Annotated in this window: 19 protein-coding genes; 13 read left to right on the top strand and 6 right to left on the bottom strand. The window is 54.3% G+C overall.

The window, feature by feature from the left end; genetic code table 11:
- Positions 1 to 70: 70 nt before the first annotated feature.
- The gene (locus tag L1X57_RS03015; protein WP_009724156.1) at positions 71 to 1027 is read left to right on the top strand and encodes an acetyl-CoA carboxylase carboxyltransferase subunit alpha; all 957 of its coding nucleotides are present in this window, start codon (positions 71 to 73) and stop codon (positions 1025 to 1027) included.
- Positions 1008 to 2294 carry a tRNA lysidine(34) synthetase TilS gene (gene tilS, locus L1X57_RS03010; RefSeq protein ID WP_009724157.1) on the top strand — a complete coding sequence of 429 codons (1287 nt, stop codon included), beginning with the start codon at positions 1008 to 1010 and terminating at the stop codon, positions 2292 to 2294. Before L1X57_RS03015 ends, tilS begins: the two co-directional genes overlap by 20 nt.
- On the opposite strand, the gene ppx is transcribed toward tilS, so the two are convergent.
- Entirely contained in the window at positions 2275 to 3810 is a 1536-nt protein-coding gene (gene ppx / locus L1X57_RS03005; RefSeq protein ID WP_009724158.1) for an exopolyphosphatase, read from the bottom strand. The two genes, tilS and ppx, sit on opposite strands and share 20 nt — an antisense overlap.
- 465 nt (positions 3811 to 4275) lie before the next feature.
- Here ppx and rho point away from each other — a divergent pair, with 465 nt between their 5' ends.
- The 8 genes from rho to L1X57_RS02970 all read left to right on the top strand — a co-directional run bounded on the left by rho (position 4276) and on the right by L1X57_RS02970 (position 11221).
- Positions 4276 to 5535 carry a transcription termination factor Rho gene (gene rho / locus L1X57_RS03000; RefSeq protein WP_009724159.1) on the top strand — a complete coding sequence of 420 codons (1260 nt, stop codon included), beginning with the start codon at positions 4276 to 4278 and terminating at the stop codon, positions 5533 to 5535.
- Between the two features lie 70 nt (positions 5536 to 5605).
- On the top strand, positions 5606 to 7099 hold the full coding sequence (ubiD, locus tag L1X57_RS02995; RefSeq protein WP_009724160.1) for a 4-hydroxy-3-polyprenylbenzoate decarboxylase: 1494 nt from the start codon (positions 5606 to 5608) through the stop codon (positions 7097 to 7099).
- Positions 7100 to 7141: 42 nt separating this feature from the next.
- Entirely contained in the window at positions 7142 to 7921 is a 780-nt protein-coding gene (locus L1X57_RS02990; RefSeq protein ID WP_009724161.1) for an NAD(P)H-flavin reductase, read from the top strand.
- Positions 7922 to 7980: 59 nt separating this feature from the next.
- Positions 7981 to 8109: a hypothetical protein gene (locus L1X57_RS18785; protein WP_009724162.1), complete on the top strand. Its 129-nt coding sequence runs from the start codon at positions 7981 to 7983 to the stop codon at positions 8107 to 8109.
- 376 nt (positions 8110 to 8485) lie between these two features.
- Positions 8486 to 8662, top strand: coding sequence for a hypothetical protein (locus tag L1X57_RS02985; RefSeq protein ID WP_009724164.1), 177 nt, complete (start codon positions 8486 to 8488; stop codon positions 8660 to 8662).
- 3 nt (positions 8663 to 8665) lie between these two features.
- Positions 8666 to 9745: a 3-deoxy-7-phosphoheptulonate synthase gene (locus tag L1X57_RS02980; protein WP_009724165.1), complete on the top strand. Its 1080-nt coding sequence runs from the start codon at positions 8666 to 8668 to the stop codon at positions 9743 to 9745.
- A gap of 89 nt (positions 9746 to 9834) precedes the next feature.
- On the top strand, positions 9835 to 10347 hold the full coding sequence (locus L1X57_RS02975; protein WP_009724166.1) for a DUF3087 family protein: 513 nt from the start codon (positions 9835 to 9837) through the stop codon (positions 10345 to 10347).
- Positions 10348 to 10480: 133 nt separating this feature from the next.
- Positions 10481 to 11221, top strand: coding sequence for an MliC family protein (locus tag L1X57_RS02970; RefSeq protein ID WP_009724167.1), 741 nt, complete (start codon positions 10481 to 10483; stop codon positions 11219 to 11221).
- Positions 11222 to 11251: 30 nt separating this feature from the next.
- Here the strand turns inward: L1X57_RS02970 and L1X57_RS02965 are convergent, their stop codons facing one another.
- The gene (locus L1X57_RS02965) at positions 11252 to 12322 is read right to left on the bottom strand and encodes a metal-dependent hydrolase (RefSeq protein WP_009724168.1); all 1071 of its coding nucleotides are present in this window, start codon (positions 12320 to 12322) and stop codon (positions 11252 to 11254) included.
- Between the two features lie 77 nt (positions 12323 to 12399).
- Between L1X57_RS02965 and L1X57_RS02960 the strand changes: the two genes are divergently transcribed.
- Genes L1X57_RS02960 through L1X57_RS02950 form a run of 3 tightly spaced genes read left to right on the top strand, consistent with a single transcriptional unit; the run spans position 12400 to position 13786 of the window.
- Complete coding sequence (locus L1X57_RS02960) at positions 12400 to 12849, top strand: DUF411 domain-containing protein (protein WP_009724169.1); 450 nt, start codon at positions 12400 to 12402, stop codon at positions 12847 to 12849.
- A gap of 19 nt (positions 12850 to 12868) precedes the next feature.
- Positions 12869 to 13309 carry a lactoylglutathione lyase gene (gene gloA / locus L1X57_RS02955; RefSeq protein WP_009724170.1) on the top strand — a complete coding sequence of 147 codons (441 nt, stop codon included), beginning with the start codon at positions 12869 to 12871 and terminating at the stop codon, positions 13307 to 13309.
- 45 nt (positions 13310 to 13354) lie between these two features.
- Positions 13355 to 13786 carry an META domain-containing protein gene (locus tag L1X57_RS02950; protein WP_050801106.1) on the top strand — a complete coding sequence of 144 codons (432 nt, stop codon included), beginning with the start codon at positions 13355 to 13357 and terminating at the stop codon, positions 13784 to 13786.
- Between the two features lie 29 nt (positions 13787 to 13815).
- On the opposite strand, the gene L1X57_RS02945 is transcribed toward L1X57_RS02950, so the two are convergent.
- The 4 genes from L1X57_RS02945 to L1X57_RS02930 form a co-directional block, all read right to left on the bottom strand.
- Positions 13816 to 14973 carry an FAD-dependent oxidoreductase gene (locus tag L1X57_RS02945; RefSeq protein WP_039869522.1) on the bottom strand — a complete coding sequence of 386 codons (1158 nt, stop codon included), beginning with the start codon at positions 14971 to 14973 and terminating at the stop codon, positions 13816 to 13818.
- Positions 14973 to 17117: an FAD-dependent oxidoreductase gene (locus L1X57_RS02940; RefSeq protein ID WP_009724173.1), complete on the bottom strand. Its 2145-nt coding sequence runs from the start codon at positions 17115 to 17117 to the stop codon at positions 14973 to 14975. The genes L1X57_RS02945 and L1X57_RS02940 overlap by 1 nt, the downstream gene beginning before the upstream one ends.
- A 76-nt stretch (positions 17118 to 17193) precedes the next feature.
- Positions 17194 to 17826, bottom strand: a complete 633-nt coding sequence (locus L1X57_RS02935) for a TIGR04282 family arsenosugar biosynthesis glycosyltransferase (protein WP_009724174.1) — start codon at positions 17824 to 17826, stop codon at positions 17194 to 17196.
- Positions 17816 to 18490 (bottom strand): TIGR04283 family arsenosugar biosynthesis glycosyltransferase, encoded by a 675-nt coding sequence (locus L1X57_RS02930; RefSeq protein WP_009724175.1) that lies wholly within the window; start codon positions 18488 to 18490, stop codon positions 17816 to 17818. Before L1X57_RS02930 ends, L1X57_RS02935 begins: the two co-directional genes overlap by 11 nt.
- Positions 18491 to 18494: the final 4 nt, after the last annotated feature.

Genomic DNA, 18494 nt, shown 5'->3' with positions numbered 1-18494 from the left:
ATAATGCCCTTCATACATGCCCGTTTCGACAAGGCTTCTTTTTTTTATAGGCAGCTTACAGGCAGAGCCGATGAATCCTAATTATCTCGATTTTGAACAGCCCATTGCTGAGCTTCAGGCAAAAATTGAGGAGCTGCGTTTAGTCAACTCCGATAGCCAGTTGAACCTCTCTGATGAGATCTCGCGGTTAGAAGAGAAGAGCCGTAAGTTAACCGAATCGATCTTCAAGGACTTAACGCCCTGGCAGGTTTCCCAGATATCCCGCCATCCGCAGCGTCCTTATACGTTGGATTACCTTGAGCATATTTTCAGCGACTTTGATGAGCTTCACGGCGACCGCAACTTTGCCGATGATGCGGCCCTCGTAGGAGGCATTGCTCGCCTGAACGACCAGCCGGTGATGGTCATTGGCCATCAAAAAGGTCGCGATGTTAAAGAGAAAGTGCGTCGCAACTTTGGTATGCCGCGTCCAGAAGGCTATCGCAAAGCCTGTCGCTTAATGGAAATGGCCGAGCGTTTTAAAATGCCCATCTTAACGTTTATCGATACACCTGGTGCTTATCCGGGAATTGATGCGGAAGAGCGCGGCCAGTCGGAAGCCATTGCGTATAATTTGGCGGTGATGTCACGTCTGAAAACGCCGATTATCTCCACCGTGGTGGGCGAAGGTGGTTCTGGCGGTGCTCTGGCCATCGGTGTGTGCGACGAGCTACATATGCTTCAGTACTCCACCTATTCGGTTATTTCTCCGGAAGGCTGTGCGTCTATTCTTTGGAAGAGCGCTGAAAAAGCATCTGATGCCGCCCAAGCCATGGGTATCACTGCTGAGCGCCTCAAAGAGCTTGGCTTTGTTGATGAGCTGATTAAAGAGCCGTTGGGTGGTGCTCATCGTCACCCGCTGACCACGGCTGAACGCGTTAAAGAGGCTTTGGCAAATAGTCTGGAACGCCTGCAAAGCTTTGATAGCGATGCGCTACTGGAGCGCCGCTATAAACGATTGATGAGCTATGGCGCCCCAGCCGCCTAAGCCGCTGTTACGTTTACTGAATGACGCCCTGGCGGAGACCCCGCCGGGGCGTACTGTTTGGGTGGCGCTTTCCGGTGGGCTAGATTCTTCGCTGCTGCTGACGTTGGCCGCTCAGGTTTGTCGAGACGCGGATCGCCCTATGCGGGCTATTCATATTAACCATGGCTTACAGGCCGCAGCCAGCGCGTTTGAAGCGCATTGTCTGGCGCTGTGTGATGCACTTGGTATATCGCTAGTGACGGCAAACGTCGCTGTAGACACTCAGGGCGAGGGTGTTGAGGGGGCGGCGCGGCGAGCGCGCTATCAGGCGTTCATGGCGAATATTCCTGCTGGCGATACGCTATGGCTAGCCCAGCACCAAGATGACCAAGCGGAGACGTTGCTGTTGGCAGCGCTGCGCGGCAGTGGTGTGCGTGGTTTGGCGGGTATGCCTTTTCGCCGCGAGTGGCAGGGACTCACCCTACTGCGCCCCTGGCTGAGTGTCAGCAGGCAGACGCTGGCTGATGCCGCGCATGGGTTATCAATAAGCTGGTGCGAAGACCCGACAAACCGCGACATCGCGTTTGACCGCAACCGTTTACGCCATCAAGTGATGCCTGTACTGCAGCTACGCTGGCCTGGGGCTGCTCGTGCCCTGGCCAACAGTGCTCAACATGCTGGTGAAGCAGACCAACTGTTGATGGCCTATGCCGCGGAAGAGCTGACAACGTTAATGCGAGGAGAGCACTGCATGGATGCGACGTTGCTTAGTCAGCGCTCCTTGCCTCGCCAGCGACTGCTCGTGCGTGCGCTTTGTGAACAGCTAGGTCTCCCGGTGCCTCCTCAAAAACGCCTCGAAAGCCTGCTTGCGCAGCTAGATGCGGCGAACGACGCTCAGGTGAACATTGTATGGCCAGGGGCAGACGCGCGGATTTGGCGACGCCGCCTCTATCTTATGACGCCGCTTCAGCCACTGCCTAATTGGGAAGTCGAATGGGAGGGGGCGCCAGGGCAGGCAACCCCTTTAGGCAAGCTGGAAGTATCACTGATGCCGCCTCGCCGCGTCACGCTGCGCTGGCGGCGTGGTGGTGAGGTGATTGCGTTAAAAGAGCGCGGCCGACGCGATATTAAACGCTTACTCCAAGAGCGGGGGGTGCCGCCCTGGGAGCGTGAGCGTTTGATTGTAGTGATGGATGGTGATTTATGTTTGGGTGTTATCCGCCCACCTGCTGATGTGTTGTGGCAGGCTGAAAGGGGGGAGCTGACTCCTATGCTACCGAAAACGTAAAACCAGCCGCTGTCATATACGCCTGCTCCTGCTCCATATCGGTACTTAACAGCGTCGGTTCATCGCTGGGGGGAAGCGTCATCGTCAGCGCTTCACCCTCCGCGCTAATCTCTGGTAGCGGCGGGGCGTTTTCAGACCGGGAGTGATTAATTAGCACGGCAAGGCGCAGCAGGCGAGCAAGCTTGGCACAACCTTCCTGGTGTGAGGCGGGCAGTGCCTGCCACTCTTTCGTTGGAAACTTGCGTCGATGGGCGCGCACTAAAAACGCTAGTAAACGCTGCTCTGGGCGTGAAAAACCAGCCAAGTCGGAATGCTCTAACAAATAGGCACCGTGGCGATGGAATTGACTATGAGAAATAGCCAAGCCAATTTCATGTACATGACTTGCCCAGACAAGGTAGTGGCCTTGCTCTAGGGTTAGTCCCCAGGCCTTTTTAACTTCATTAAATAAGCGAAGGGCAGTGTCGGCAACATTTTCTGCCTGCCGAGAATCAACATCATAAATCCGCTTCAACGCATCCAAACTTTTAGAGCGGGTATCTTCCGCGCTATTTCGCCCCGCCATGTCATAAAGCACACCTTCGCGCAGGGCACCATCCGCAAAGCGCATTTGGGAAAGATTAAAGGCTTCAAAAATAGCGGTTAAAATGGCGATACCTGCCGGAAAGACTTTTGCTCGATCAGGTTTTAGGCCGTCTAGCTCAACTTTATCCAGCTGTTTGCATTTTAACAGGCGTTCACGCAGCTTCTTCAATCCACTACGCGTAATGACGCCCTCCTGGGGCGAATCGCCGTAAGCGAACAGCACACTAGCGGCAGCTTTTATCGTTCCGCTGGAGCCCACCGGGTCATCCCAGCCAAGGCGTTGATAGGGACGCTGAATATTGGCCAGTTCTGACAAAGCGGCCAGCTCAGCACGACGCATACGCTTTTCGCTAAGTTCACCATCAGGAAAGAAGCGGCCGCTGAAGGTGACGCAGCCCATGCGTAAGCTCTCAAGCGCTCTAGGCTCAAAAGCTTCGCCAATGATAAATTCCGTCGATCCGCCACCGATATCAACAATCAAACGGCGGCCATTTTCGGCTAGCGCATGGGCAGCCCCTAAATAAATAAGACGCGCCTCTTCTCGGCCAGCAATAATTTCGATGGCGTGACCAAGCTGCGCTTCGGCGCGCTCGATAAACGTTTGACTGTTATAGGCATCGCGTAACGCATTCGTACCGACAATGCGCAGGTTGGCATCCTCAATGCCAGTGAGAAACGGCGCAAAGCGTCCTAGGCAATCCAACGCGCGCTGCATCGCTGCTTCGCTTAAATAGCCGTTCTCGTCTAGCCCAGCGGCTAACTGAACTTTTTCACCCATCCTGGCAACGACTTGAAGGCGCTCGTGTTGATAATTAGCAACCAGCAGGTGGAAGCTATTCGAACCCAGGTCGATGGCGGCTAAGCGCTGCGGTTCGGTGTTATCCAGTTCAGCCGACGGCGCGGTGAGAGAGAGCGAAATTTCCTTGGGCATGGGCTTTCCTTCCTAGTGGCTATGCCAAGGTTGCGGTGCCCCATTAGTATTGTCAATTGTCAAAGGCTTGCGTTTATCGCGGGCCTTGACTACCATCGAACTACTGGCTTGATCCGAGTTGGCTTGTTTGCCTATTAAACAGGCGTATTACTCGGGTACTCCGAGCAGTACGTATCCAAATGGCATCAGCCAGATGTCCAAGTCGTCAGATAACCCGCTGAAACAGCATTTTTCTGTGCCGATCAGATTAACTAGTTTATTAGCACCCTCACGCTAAGCAGTCACCTATGCCGTTACTCCTTTATTGGCATTTGTTTCAAGACTGCCCAGCTTTTAGTATCTGAGCGTGTGCCTAGATGGGGTTCTGAACGCATCACTCGGCGCTTAGCCCTACTTAGGCCACGCCTCCTGTCTTATTCCCGGCGCTTGTCGCCCAGCTTTCATGAGCAACTTTCTAACACACCGATGAATCTCACTGAACTCAAGCAAAAAACCGTTCCCGAGCTGCTCGATATCGCCCGCGAGATGGGTATCGACAACTTAGCCCGTTCGCGCAAGCAGGACATCATTTTCGCCATCCTCAAGAAGCATGCTAAAAGCGGAGAGGATATCTATGGCGACGGTGTGCTGGAAATCCTTCAGGATGGCTTCGGCTTCCTGCGTAGCGCCGACAGCTCGTACCTCGCTGGACCGGATGATATCTACGTATCGCCGTCCCAGATCCGTCGTTTCAATCTGCGTAAAGGCGACTCCATTTCTGGCAAAATCCGTCCGCCTAAAGAAGGTGAGCGCTACTTTGCCCTGCTCAAAGTTAGTCAGATCAACTTTGATCGTCCGGAAAATGCCAAGCATAAGATTCTCTTTGAGAACTTAACGCCGCTGTTTCCAGACGACCGGATGCGCATGGAGATCGGTAATGGTTCCACCGAAGATCTTACTGCGCGCATCATTGACCTGACTGCGCCCATTGGTAAAGGTCAGCGTGGTCTGTTGGTGTCACCGCCCAAAGCGGGTAAGACACTAATGCTACAGAACATCGCGACGTCCATTACGCGCAATAATCCTGAGTGCCATCTGATCGTATTGCTGATCGATGAGCGTCCTGAGGAAGTGACCGAAATGTCACGCACCGTGCGCGGTGAAGTGGTGGCCTCTACTTTCGATGAACCACCTGCCCGCCACGTGCAGGTTGCAGAAATGGTTATCGAAAAAGCCAAGCGCCTGGTAGAGCACAAGAAAGATGTGGTGATTCTGCTCGACTCTATCACTCGTCTGGCACGTGCCTATAACACCGTGGTACCCAGCTCCGGCAAAGTGCTAACCGGTGGTGTGGACGCTCATGCCCTTGAAAAGCCAAAGCGTTTCTTCGGTGCTGCGCGTAATATCGAAGAGGGCGGTAGCCTGACGATTATCGCCACCGCGCTGGTTGATACCGGCTCGAAAATGGACGAAGTCATCTTCGAAGAGTTCAAGGGTACCGGCAACATGGAAGCGCACCTTGACCGCAAGCTGGCTGAGAAACGCGTGTTCCCCGCGATCAATATCCGTCGCAGTGGTACACGTCGTGAAGATCTACTGGCGTCTGAAGACGAAATGCAGCGCATGTGGATTCTTCGCAAGCTGCTCAATCCGATGGAAGACACGGCTGCTACTGAGTTCCTGATTGATCGTCTGAAAGATACCAAGACGAACCTGGAGTTCTTTGAAGCGATGAAGCGCCGATAGGCGCAGCATGATGGCCAAGCACTAGCGATAAACGTCTGACAGCCGGGGGAAGTGCCTTGAGGAGAGTGCCTTGAAGTACCACGACTTGCGCGATTTTATTAAGGCGTTAGAAGCGCAGGGTGAGCTTAAGCGAATTAAAGCAGAAGTTGACCCTTATCTGGAGATCACCGAAATTTGTGATCGCACGTTGCGTGCCGGTGGCCCTGCATTATTGTTTGAGAATGTGAAGGGGCACAACATGCCGCTGTTGGGCAATTTGTTTGGTACGCCTAAACGGGTTGCGCTGGGCATGGGACAGGATTCGGTAGAGGCGCTGCGCGAAGTAGGTAAGCTTCTGGCGTTTTTAAAAGAGCCCGATCCACCCAAAGGGCTAAAAGACGCCTGGGACAAGCTGCCGATTTTTAAGCAGGTGCTCAGCATGGGGCCGAAAATTGTCAAGCGTGCTCCAGTGCAAGAGCTATCGTTTGAAGGTGATGAGGTTGACTTAGGTTGTTTGCCAATCCAGCACTGCTGGCCTGGCGATGCTGCTCCGCTAGTGACTTGGCCATTGGTGATTACCAAAGGTCCACATAAGAAGCGGCAAAATCTCGGCATTTATCGTCAGCAGAAAATCGGTAAAAACCGCCTGATCATGCGTTGGCTCTCCCACCGCGGCGGCGCGCTGGATTTTCTTGAGTTTCAAAAAGCGCATCCTGGTGAGCCATTCCCTGTGGCGGTGGCGTTGGGGGCTGATCCTGCAACAATATTAGGCGCTGTTACACCGGTACCCGATTCTCTCTCCGAGTACGCGTTTGCTGGGCTTCTTCGCGGTTCGCGTACTGAGCTTGTCAAGTGTGGGCACGCTGATTTGGAAGTGCCTGCGTCTGCCGAGATTATTCTTGAAGGGTTTATTTACCCCGACGATATGGCGCCGGAAGGGCCGTTTGGCGATCACACCGGTTATTACAACGAAGTTGATAACTTCCCTGTATTTACCGTCACGCGGATGACCATGCGGCGTGACGCGATATATCACTCCACGTACACCGGCCGCCCACCCGACGAGCCAGCTATTCTCGGCGTCGCGCTTAACGAGGTGTTTGTCCCGATCCTGTGTAAGCAGTTCCCCGAGATTGTCGACTTCTACCTACCGCCAGAAGGGTGCTCCTATCGGATGGCTGTCGTGACCATGAAGAAGCAGTACCCAGGTCACGCCAAGCGCGTCATGATGGGCGTTTGGAGTTTTCTGCGTCAGTTTATGTACACCAAGTTTGTCATTGTACTGGATGACGACGTCGACGCGCGTAACTGGGAAGACGTGATGTGGGCAATTACCACGCGTATGGACCCAGCACGGGATACCGTGATGGTGGAAAATACCCCCATTGATTACCTCGACTTTGCGTCTCCGGTGTCCGGGTTGGGTTCTAAAATGGGGCTCGACGCCACCAATAAATGGCCAGGTGAAACGGATCGAGAGTGGGGGACCCCCATCGTGATGGACGATTCAATAAAGACCCGCGTTGACGAGCGTTGGGACGAGCTGGGCATTGATATCCCGTTACCCACACCTCGCCACGGCTAACCCAGTGGCGCAGGTCGGACGATTCTTCATAAAGAGGCTTTCATGAGCGCAAGCACGTCAACTTGCAAGACGTTAACCTGCCAGGTAACTGCCGTTGAGGATTTAAATCCCGACGTCTTTGGGGTGACCCTGGAAGGGCGGCCCGAAGCCATGCAGCATGCGCCTGGGCAGTATTTAGAGCTGAAACTAGACGATAGCACCTGGGTACCGTTTTCCATTGCCAGCGCTGAACGTGGTGATGGCATTATCGAATTGCATATTCAGCACTGGCCTGAGCGGGACAACTCTGCTCGCCTGCGAGAACTATTGCAGGTAGCCAACCAGTTGACCGTACGATTGCCCAGCGGTGAGTGCGTACTGGACGCCGAAAGTGAGCGTCCGCTACTGCTGGTAGCGGCAGGCACCGGTTTTGCACAGATGAAAGCCATTGTAGAAGCGGCGCTGCGGCAGCAACCTGCTCGACCTATTTCGTTATGGTGGGCAAACCGGGAGCATCGCGATCTTTATGCTGAAGACCTCGCCTGCGAGTGGGCACAGCAGTATGCAAATGTTGCTTTTCAAGCGGTGACTGAGTTTCCGCTTACCGAGCCGCTAGCGGTTGGTGAACGTATTTCACACCATCAAGGACGCATTGACCTAGTGCTGGAAAGTGCACTTGAGAGCGAACTTGCAGGGGCTGCCTTGGCGCCCAGCGACTGTGATATTTATCTATCGGGCTCGCCGGGGATGGTTTACGCCTGTGTTGATGTGCTAGAGCGAAAAGATATTAGCAATGAGCGAATGTTCTCGGATGTATTTGCCTACGCGCCGCGCCCTCACTAAAATGATCGGCCAATGACTGCCGTACGGCATGTGCCGATATCGATAAAAAGGAGGCTTCCATGGCCGACCATGACGACAACTTTAAAGACGAATCAGGTTTGCTCGCTATTGTACTTGGTCTTGTAGTGCTGGTGAGCATGAGCGCACTGCCCGCAACAATTGGTTGGATACAAGCATTTGGCGGATGATGGTTGCCATTTTGTTTATATGCAGGCAGGATTAAGCTATTAAAGATGATCGCTTACGACGATCAACGTGAACTAGAATCGTGAATTAGGACGCAGCCATGCACACAGCACAATGCATTCAGCACACACAAGCAAAGCCGGTATTGGCGGCTAGTGCGTGGGCGTGCGTTGCTGCGTTCTTTTATGCTGCCTATTGGTTTAGCCACGGTGTGCCCTTGGCCGACCAGTAGCGTCGCGTCATCAGGCACACCGACTAGGTTGCCTGCCGCATGCAAAGAAGCCTCGGTTGGTAGCCCAACCGGGGCTTCTTTCGTTTCAATTGTTTATTTAGTTTAACTATTTGGGTTTCACAGGACTTTCATCCAGGAGCTGCACCATGATGTACCGCGCAAACTCTCTCGCTAATCTGCTCGCCAACGTTGCCAACTATATCGGTTATGGCTATGGCTGGCGATTTAGCGACGCGCGGTCGGTGCAAGCTGCCACCTCCGACCGTGCAAGCCAGGGTGGCAAGTTGTTGTTATCACGATGTCACATGCTTCTGGAGAGTTGAGTTATGAATGCCCATGTCAGTCCTGCTTGCACAACCTTGTCAAATCGAGCGTCATTAACAAACAGCCCCTCGAACTCATCGCAGCCGTTGCCTTTGCCAGCAGAGTTACGCCGCAGTGTCGCTATCAATAGCCAACTGGGTGAGCAAATTGCCCAACAGCGCCAAGCGGTTCAGCGTATCCTGAATGGTCAGGATAACCGCTTGTTAGTGGTTGTTGGCCCCTGCTCAGTTCACGATCCAGATGCAGCGTTAGAGTATGCCGACCGACTGGCTGCGCTCAGCGATGAGGTCAGCGAGCAACTATTACCGGTAATGCGTGTTTACGTGGAAAAACCGCGCACCACGGTGGGATGGAAGGGGTTGGCATACGATCCTGGGCTAGATGGTAGTGGCGATATGCCAAAGGGCATTACCCTCTCTCGTGAGCTTATGCACGCTGTTGCCTCGCGCGGCTTACCGGTGGCCACAGAGCTTTTACAGCCCATGCTAGCGCCCTACTTAGATGATCTGCTGAGCTGGGTCGCCATTGGTGCTCGTACCACTGAGTCGCAGTTGCATCGCGAGCTGGCGAGTGATCTCGCGGCAGCGGTGGGGTTCAAAAATGCCACCAGCGGCGACGTTCAGGTTGCCATTGATGCTATGCAAGCAGCGGCTCATTCTCACCAGCGCTTCGCAATGGATAAAGAAGGGCGTCCGATCATGCAGGAAACCGCTGGCAACCCCAATACTCACGTGGTGTTGCGGGGTGGGCACGGTGAGCCAAACTACCAGGCGCACCATGTGCGAGCAGCGGTGAATACCTTGCGTGAAGCGGGGCAGAACCCACGCTTAATGGTGGACTGCAGCCACGCCAATGCGCGAAAAGATCACCGACGCCAAAGCGAAGTGATGCTCGATGTGTTGGCGCAGCGCCAGGCGGGCGATGCCAACTTAGTAGCGTTAATGCTCGAAAGCCACCTATTTGAAGGTAAGCAAGCGCTGTCGCCCAATGCGATGCGCTACGGCGTATCGGTGACCGATGCCTGCGTGAGCTGGGAAACCACCGAACGGTTGTTAAAAACCGCTGCTGAGCGAATGAGTTAACACTGTTATCTGCCAGCAGTTTGATAATCTCTTGTTTGCCCTGGCCAGCCCCGTATCATAAGGGACTACTTTTGATGATGAGGTTGGCCATGGTCTTCACCCTTGAGCAGCATAACCCCAGTAGCTACCAGCGCAAGGCGCGAATGATCAGTATTGCTATGGCAGGGCAATTAATTGTCTTCGGGTTACTTTTTTCGATGCTGTTAACTTCCGCTTTTGGCAGCAGTTTATGGCTCAACGGGTTGGGGGTCTTCCTTGGTTTGTTGGCCACCAGCGCGCTGTTTGCGGTGCTCAAGGATCGCCCATGGATGACTGAAATGCGCTACGTATGGCAGCTCAAACACCATCTTTCCCATATTAGTGGCTACCTACAACCACTGCGCCGAGGCGTGGAAGAAGATAATCGTGTGGCGCTGGATATAGTGACGTTTTACCATCAAGGCATGACGCAGCTCGCTGAACTTAACGGCCGTACTACCGATGATGATTCTGAACGCCTAGCTGAAAAAATGCAGATAAAGTTAAAACGCGAAGAGTTGGGGCTGCCAGATCACGTTGACAGTTTTGATCCGCAGGACTTAAAAGCATTTAAGCGTCGCTAGGGTATCAATAGATGGATGCCGAACGCTGAGTAGACTCCATTGAAGGTATCTATGATGGTAAAAGGCATAGTAAAGATAACGGTAACGATAGTAATAGCGTTAACAACAGTGATGACAACAGGGAGCAGGATGCATGACTTACTTACCTAATCGGTTAACCGGTTTAATTGCGCTGACTGCCACGGTTGCGTTGGCAGGCTGTGCAAATACGGGGACAACGCCTGCTGATTCTGCTGATGGAGCGTCTAAAACAACAGTTCACAGCAGTGCCCCCTTACTGCCTGCTGCCCTGTTTCCTGGCAGCGCGTCACACTTTGACGCTTGGGAGTGTCTGCCAGCAAATCAGAACCTGGTCACTGCGGTGAACGACGATAACCTACGTCTTTGGTCGCTACACGGTGCCTGGCGTTTGCCGGAAGCAATTGTGGCAAGCGGTGCGCGTTATCAAGATGGTGAGGTCAGCTTCTGGAACCGTGGTGATCAGGCGCAGGTGGAAACGCCGCGTGGTCAGCTTCAATGTCAGCAGGGGCTGCGTCGAGCAGCAGCAACACGTGCGGATCATCCCGGCGTAATGTTCCTGGGGCGTGGTAATGAGCCAGGCTGGTCGATTGAACTTGCCAATGACGCGCCAGTGATGACCTGGACAACGGCCTACGGCAGCGAAACGCAAACCATGCCCTATATGGTCAGTGTCATGGACAATGAGGCAGGTAGAGTGGTGATTGAGAATGCCAACGCTGAGCAATTTTTCCGCGTACGCATTGAGTCAGGCGCCTGTTTTGATGACATGAAAGGCCAGCCGTATCCTGCCCGTGTCACGCTAACGATAGGCGGCGAACAGTACAAGGGCTGTGGCCAGGGCATTGCCCCCTAGTCGGCACGGTCTTTTGAATCCATTGGTGTGTCAGCAACGGTAAAGGAAAGGCTCGGCACGCCAGTGATGTTCAATAAAATCGCTAGCGCATAGTGCGGTAACATTTCCTGTTGCTCTAGCAGCGAGCCTGGACAGTGTTGTAAAGCGGAGCCTGGGGGAAGTGTCTAATTCTTCGCTGATCTCTACTGGGCGCCAAAGGTCACCATCCCGGGTTGCCAGGGTAAAACTGAACGGATGAAACCCTGGAAAGCCGAGGCGAATATCCGTAGCGATCAACGTTTCCTGGCCATCGAGCCACTGTGTGTCATAGCGTAAAAATGGGCCAGTAAACCAGGCTAGTCGTTGCCCTAGCGGCCCTGCCAACGCACTTTCTTCAAGTGCGCCGTTGCGCTTTATAGGTTCAAGTGTTGGCTCGCGCTGGCCATCAAATACGCTGATCAAACTTTCAAAATAGCGATCTCCGTCAATAACGGTGGCGCGCCACAGTGCAATATTAAATGGTGTCGGTTGAACCAATACGGGGGCTGTCTGCAAGCCAGCGTTGGCTAGCGCTGGCGCTAAGCGTTGCTCAATGCTCCATTTCGCGCCTGCCGCCAGCAGCAAATACATGCTGGATACTGCTAAGCCGATCGTACAAGCCTTGCGCACTTTTTTAGCGGCAACAGCGATGATCAGCGCAACCAGTAGTGGCAAGGTGTAGAAAGGGTCGATAATAAACACGATAGGCCACGCTGCAGGCGGCTTATCTAGCGGCCAGAACAACTGAGTGCCATAGGTGGTCAATGAATCCAGCAGCGGGTGAGTGATCAATATGAGCGCAAAAAAGCACCACCATCTTCCCAAGGATATAGCACGAGTAGGCGCGAAACGGTTACACAGCAGCGCCAATACCGTGGCTAAGCCGGTCAGCACAAATAGCGAGTGGCTAAAGCCGCGATGCTCTGTCACATTGGCCACGGCATCGCCATAGTCGAGCACTACGTCAAGGTCGGGTAACGTGCCGAGCAGCGCACCAATAAGTACGGCTTTTCGCCCCAGTCGTTTGCCCAACACCGCACCACCTATGGCGGCCCCAAGTGCAGCTTGTGTGATTGAATCCACGAATGTCTCCTTGGGGTGGCCCCCGAATTCCAAGCAATTAATGTATTATTATACAGATCTGTGAGGAGGGTTTTTAAATGTCACAAAATCGTCTAATTAAGCGTCTGGCAGTCAGTCTTCTTGCCGCATATTCGCTCAACGCTTTGGCAGCGCCTACTATTGATGTGCACAGTGACCCTAACTGTGGTTGTTGCAGCTCGTGGGTGAGCCATCTCGAAGAGGCTGGGTTTGATGTTAACCATCACCGCGATGGCGACCTAAGGTCTATCAAAATGGCCAATGGCGTTCCGCCCGAACTCGCTTCATGTCACACGGCTATCGTTGAGGGCTACGTCATTGAAGGCCATGTGCCCGCGTCAGATATCCAGCAACTGTTGGAAGAGCAGCCAGAAGTGGTTGGGCTAACGGTGCCGGGCATGCCGCATGGTTCTCCGGGCATGGAAACAGGCCGAGTTGATGATTACGCCGTTCTCAGCTGGACCCGCAACGACAGCACCTCTGCTATCTTTAGCGAATATACCCAGTAAATGATGAAGGGAGGATGACATGCAGTTTTTGCACACCATGGTACGGGTAAGCAACTTGGACGCGTCGTTGAATTTTTACTGCGACCTGTTGGGGTTGAAAGAAGTGCGCCGCAAAGAAAACGAAAAAGGCCGTTTTACCCTGGTCTTTCTTGCTGCACCGGAAGATGAAGCGCGCTCCGAACGCTTAACGGCTCCAGAACTTGAGCTGACCTATAACTGGGATCCAGAAGAGGTCACTGGTGGACGCAACTTCGGCCATTTGGCCTATCGCGTCGACGATATTTACGCGCTATGCAAAAAGCTTCAAGATAACGGCGTCACCATTAACCGTCCGCCGCGGGATGGGCATATGGCGTTTGTGAAGTCGCCCGATGGTATTTCTGTCGAGCTACTACAAAAAGGCGATGCGCTACCCTCTCAGGAGCCATGGGCGTCAATGGAAAACAGTGGAAGCTGGTGATTTTTCAATAAGGAGCATGAGACAGTGACGGTCAAATTTGGAGCAATGCTAGTCGGTGTGGCTACTGCGCTGCTAATCAGTGCATGTAGCAGTGCGCCAGAGCAAGAGAGCACGGCAGTGCCGGAAAGCGTTTCGCTGTCAGGGCCGATAGTCGATCAACGTTGGAATTTACTGCTAGTAGGTACCGATGAACGGGTGTCATTACCTAATACGCCGTTCTTTCAAATTGGACGCGACGGCAGTGTGAGCGGCTCGGATGGTTGTAACCGCTTTACCGGCAGCGTGAACCTGGGGGAAAACCAACGTATCGAGTTTAGTCAGCTCGCCTCAACTCGCATGGCCTGCCCGAATATGGAAGATTCCAAGCGGGTAACCGATATGCTCGACACGGCCTACCGCTACCTAATCGACCACGACCGGCTGGTGTTCTTCGGCCCGGATAGTCGGGTGCTGGGCGGCTGGCGCGAAGCCAACTAAGCCTTCAGTTAGCATCTGATCGCAATAATTTAGTGTTTAAAAGGCGGATTGAAGCGTGCAATAAAGCGCGCATCAATCCGCTTTTTCCATTCCCACACCCAGCGGCCTGAAAAGCCGATGGCACCTCTGCTGGCAATCGCATGGCCGTCGCCAGTGCCAATCAGTGCCAGTACGCGTTTTGGTGGCTTCCAGTTGGCTAGTGGTTCACTGTGGCAGGCGGCGCGAAGGTTGTCGGCGAGCAGTGGCCCCATGCGCACCGCATAAACGCCAGCCTTGGGCAGTGGGGAAGAGTGCAGCGGCGGGTTGAAAGCTGCACAGTCTCCAGCAGCAAAAAGCCCCGGCTTTTCTGTTACCTCAAGTGTCTTATTCACCTGGATAAATCCCCGCTGATTCAGCGGCAGAGCGGTGTCTTGCAACCAAGACTGGCCAACGGCACCGGTCGCCCACAACACGATATCTGCGTCAATGAGTTCGCCCTCAGAGGTGTGTACGCCACCCGTTATCAGCGCCTGACCACGCACGCCGTGAAGCACCGTAATGCCTGCCCGGCGCAGTGCACGTTGGGTTAACCAGCGGGGCAGATGACCCGCGTCGGGTAGCAGTGTTGTTGATGCGCTGACTAGCGTGCCTTGCCAAGTAATGTCGGGCCGCTGTTGACGAAGCTGCGCCATCACACTCATTAAGGTTTCGCAGCCTGCTGCGCCGCCGCCTACGCTCACCACCTGCTGTGTAGAACCAGGCGGGAACTGGTCGACTTTCTCTCTTAGCACTTGCCAGCGGTAGTGCAGTGAACTAAGCGGTCGCATCGCCAACAAGTAGGGGGGCTGTTCGCCATGCTTTTCTGGCAACTGCAGCGTAGAGCCCACGTTAAAAGAAGCCACATCAAAATGGATCACCTCGCCGTTAGCTAGTGTTACCCGGCGCTTGGTGGGATCGATAGCCACTGCGGGCGAGGTGATTAAACGAGAGCCTGCCCTTTTCGATAGCGCCGCTACATCAATTTGTGTTTCGCGTAGCGAGCATTCCCCTGCCAGCCACGCTGGCACGCTGCCAGAATAGGCTGACAGGGCACTGTCGCTAACCACGGTGATAGCGATTGACGGATCTGGATGCTGAGCAAAGGCTTCCAGCACGAAGGCATGGGCATGGCCCGCGCCAATCAGCACGAGATCTTTCATGGAGGGCATCATTTTGCCGCACCACGCCGCCAGCGGAAATACCGCTCCAACAAGGTGAGAATACGCTCGGGTTTGTGGGCATTTTTCCACACGCCAGCGGTGGCTTTGGCAGCTTCACCAAGGGTGGGATAGGGGTGGATAGTGCCCAGTAGCTTGTTAAGTCCCAGGCCATGCTTCATGGCGATGGTGAATTCTCCTAGCCATTCTCCGGCGTTTTCAGCCACGATGGTCGCACCAAGGATTTTGTCCTTACCGGGCACAGTAAGCACCTTGATAAACCCGTCTGTCGCGCCCTCGGCAATAGCGCGGTCGCTTTCACTCATGGCATAGCGGGTGACTTCAAACGCCACGCCTTTAGCGATGGCCTCTTTTTCGTTGAGCCCGACCCGCGCTACTTCCGGCTGGATATAGGTGACGGCAGGCATAAAGCGATAATCTACTGCGAAGCTTTTCAACTCACCAAACAGTGCATTGACGGCTGCATGCCACGCTTGATGGGCAGCGGCATGCGTGAGTTGATAGGGGCCTGCTAGGTCGCCGCAGGCCCAAATGTTGGGCAGTCGAGTTTGCAGACGCTCGTTGAGTTCCAGCGTGCCAGTGTTGGTGGTGGTGATTCCCAGGGCTTCCAAACCCAGCCCTTCAACATTGGCTTGGCGGCCAACGCTGACGAGCAAATAATCAAATTCGATGGTGGTACGCTGGCCATTGTGCTCTACCACCAGTTGATGTCCGGGGCCATCTTGGCTTACTTCCAAGGCGTTGGCGCCGGTCATTACGTTAACGCCTTCCTGGGTGAGCGTGCGCTCCACGTGTTCGCCTACGTCTTGGTCTTCTCGGCCTAGCAACTGCGGAATACCCTCCACCAACGTGACCTGACTGCCCAGGCGGGCAAAACTCTGGCTGAGCTCGCAGCCAATTGCTCCGCCGCCCAGTACGACCAAGCGTTTAGGCAACTCCGTGAGTGACCACAGGTTTTCTGAGGTGAGCAGTGGTGCATGCTCGATGCCGGGAAGCGGTGGTATTCGGGGGCGCGCGCCAGTGGCTAGCACAATATGGCGCGCGGTCAGGGTTTTATCACCGATGTTGATTTCCCAAGGAGATATCAGGGTGGCATGTTCCTGATACACCTCAACGCCCAGTTTGGTGTAACGCTCGACACTATCGTGGGGTTCAATATCAGTAATGGCTTGGTGTACGTGCCCCATCACCTTGGCAAAATCAATATCTGGCTCGCTAGCGTTAACGCCAAAGCGATGTGCTGTACGTACTTCGTGGGCAGCGTGGGCGGCACGAATTAGCGCCTTTGAAGGGACACAGCCGGTATTCAGGCAGTCGCCGCCCATTTTGTGCTTTTCTACCAACGCCACTTTTGCTTTTACCGCGCTGCCGATATAGCTAGTGACGAGACCCGCCGAGCCCCCGCCGATGACCACAATGTCGTAATCAAAGCGGGATGGGCGCTTAAAACCACGATAGGCATTGCGCTTTTGTACTAGTAGCGCAATACGGCGAGCTATCCAAGGAAACACTGCCAGCAGCGCAAACGAGGCCAAAAGCCCAGGAGAAATAATACCGCCCAGGCTTTCAAGTTCACCCAATTGACCGCCCGCATTCACGTAAACCACGGTGCCGGGCAGCATGCCTAGCTGGCTTACCCAATAGAAGGTGACTGTTTTAAGCCGCGTTAGGCCCATCACCAGATTGATCATAAAGAAAGGGAATATCGGTACTAAGCGAAGGGTGAAAAGATAAAAAGCTCCGTCTTTATCAACGCCACGATTGACCGTATCGAACTGGCGAGGAAAACGCTTTTCAATCGGTTGTCGAAACAGGAATCGAGAAAGTAAAAAGGCTAGCGTTGCGCCGATGGTGCTGGCAAAGGAGATAATTAACAGCCCCCAACCGAGGCCAAACAGTGCGCCACCTAGCAATGTGAGGAGTGTCGCGCCGGGTAGCGATAGTGTCGTCATGACCACATACACCGCAAAGAAAATGCCCGCAACCTGCCAAGGGGATTGCTGGAATGCAGCCTGGAAATCGCTGCGATAGGTTTGCAGGGTTTCCAAGGTGAAGAACGTATGGGCACCGCTCACGTAAAAGCCAAGCACGGCCAGTAGCAGCAGGGTGATAATCAGCAGGCGCTGACGGTTCATGGCAGGCTCCGTTAGGGCAAAGTGGTGGTAGAAACCGAACATTCGTTCAGTAACAGTGACGTAAAGAGCGAAATCCTTACAGGCTGTTTGCGTGCTTCAGTGTTTGTTGCCAGCGCTGCCAGTCTTCTGGGCGGTCAATATCCCACATGGTGTCGGGAAAGATGGCTTCTAAGGACAGCGCTTCAAGCCGCTGTCGAGTGACTTGGAGCACTTGCTCGGTTCCCCAAGGTATGTTCTTAAAGAGGCTAGGATGATCGTCATGAGTGCCGATCAACCCATAGCCGCCGTCTTCGGCAGGTAAAATCACCACTGGCACGTCTTTAAGCGCTGCACTGCACTGCCTAAGCATCGCAACGGTGATACTAGGGCAATCAGTGCCCATCACCATCGATGGACCTTGAGTGCTATTCAGTGCATGACGTACGCGCATTCCCACATCGCCGTGAAGTTGAGCGGCGAGCGATATGCCGTAGTGAGCCTGTAGCTCCACAAACAAAGGGTGCTGATGCTCTAAGGAAGTCCATAATGTGACGTGTTGCGATCCCAGTGCTTGGCAGGCGGTGGCAACGCAGTGGCGAACCATGGTGGCATGGGCTTGCGCCGCACCTTCTGGCCCAAGGCAAGGAATTAAGCGCGTTTTCGCCTGCCCAGGCAGCGGCGCTTTGGCCAGCAGATGTAGATGGGGCTGCACTGGAGACTTAACGGGCATTGCGATACTCCTTGGCCAGTTGGGTGGCGCTGACACCGCGCCAGTAGCAATAACGCAGCCGCCACATCAGGCAAATAGTTTTCCTGGCGCCGAACTGATCCCAGCGTCTGCCTGAGCTTATCACTTTGGTGCGTAGGCAGGCGGGGGGAGAAAGTGCCTTTAGGCGCTTGCTTAACTCGATATCTTCCATTAGCGGTTGTTCGGGAAAGCCGCCGACCGCTTCAAAAGACGCTCGGCGTAGGAACATGCCCTGATCGCCAGTGGCGATACCGCTTAGCCGTGAGCGTAGGTTCATCAGAATGCTAACGAGAGGCAGCCAGCGGCTTTTTCCCTCAAGGTGAATATCAAACCGTCCCCAGCAATTTGTGCTTAGCGATTGGAAGATCAGCTTGCAGGCCCCTTCAGGAAGCCGAGTGTCAGCATGTAAAAATAGCAGCGCCGCTGAGCGCGCGCTTTTTGCGCCTAGGTTCATCTGCCGTGCTCGGCAAGGGGCGCTCGTCAGTAGTGTATCCGCTAGCGGGGTGGCCAGCGCCACGCTGTCATCGGTACTCCCCCCGTCGACCACAATGATTTCCGCAACGGTCTCTCGCAGTGGCTGCAGCGCGGCTAGTGCCGTTTCAATCCCTGCAGCCTCATTCAGCATGGGGATCACAATGCTAAGCATAGGT

This window comes from Halomonas sp. TD01, assembly GCF_923868895.1.
Lineage (GTDB): Bacteria > Pseudomonadota > Gammaproteobacteria > Pseudomonadales > Halomonadaceae > Vreelandella.
This window is presented reverse-complemented; position numbering and strand designations above follow the sequence as displayed.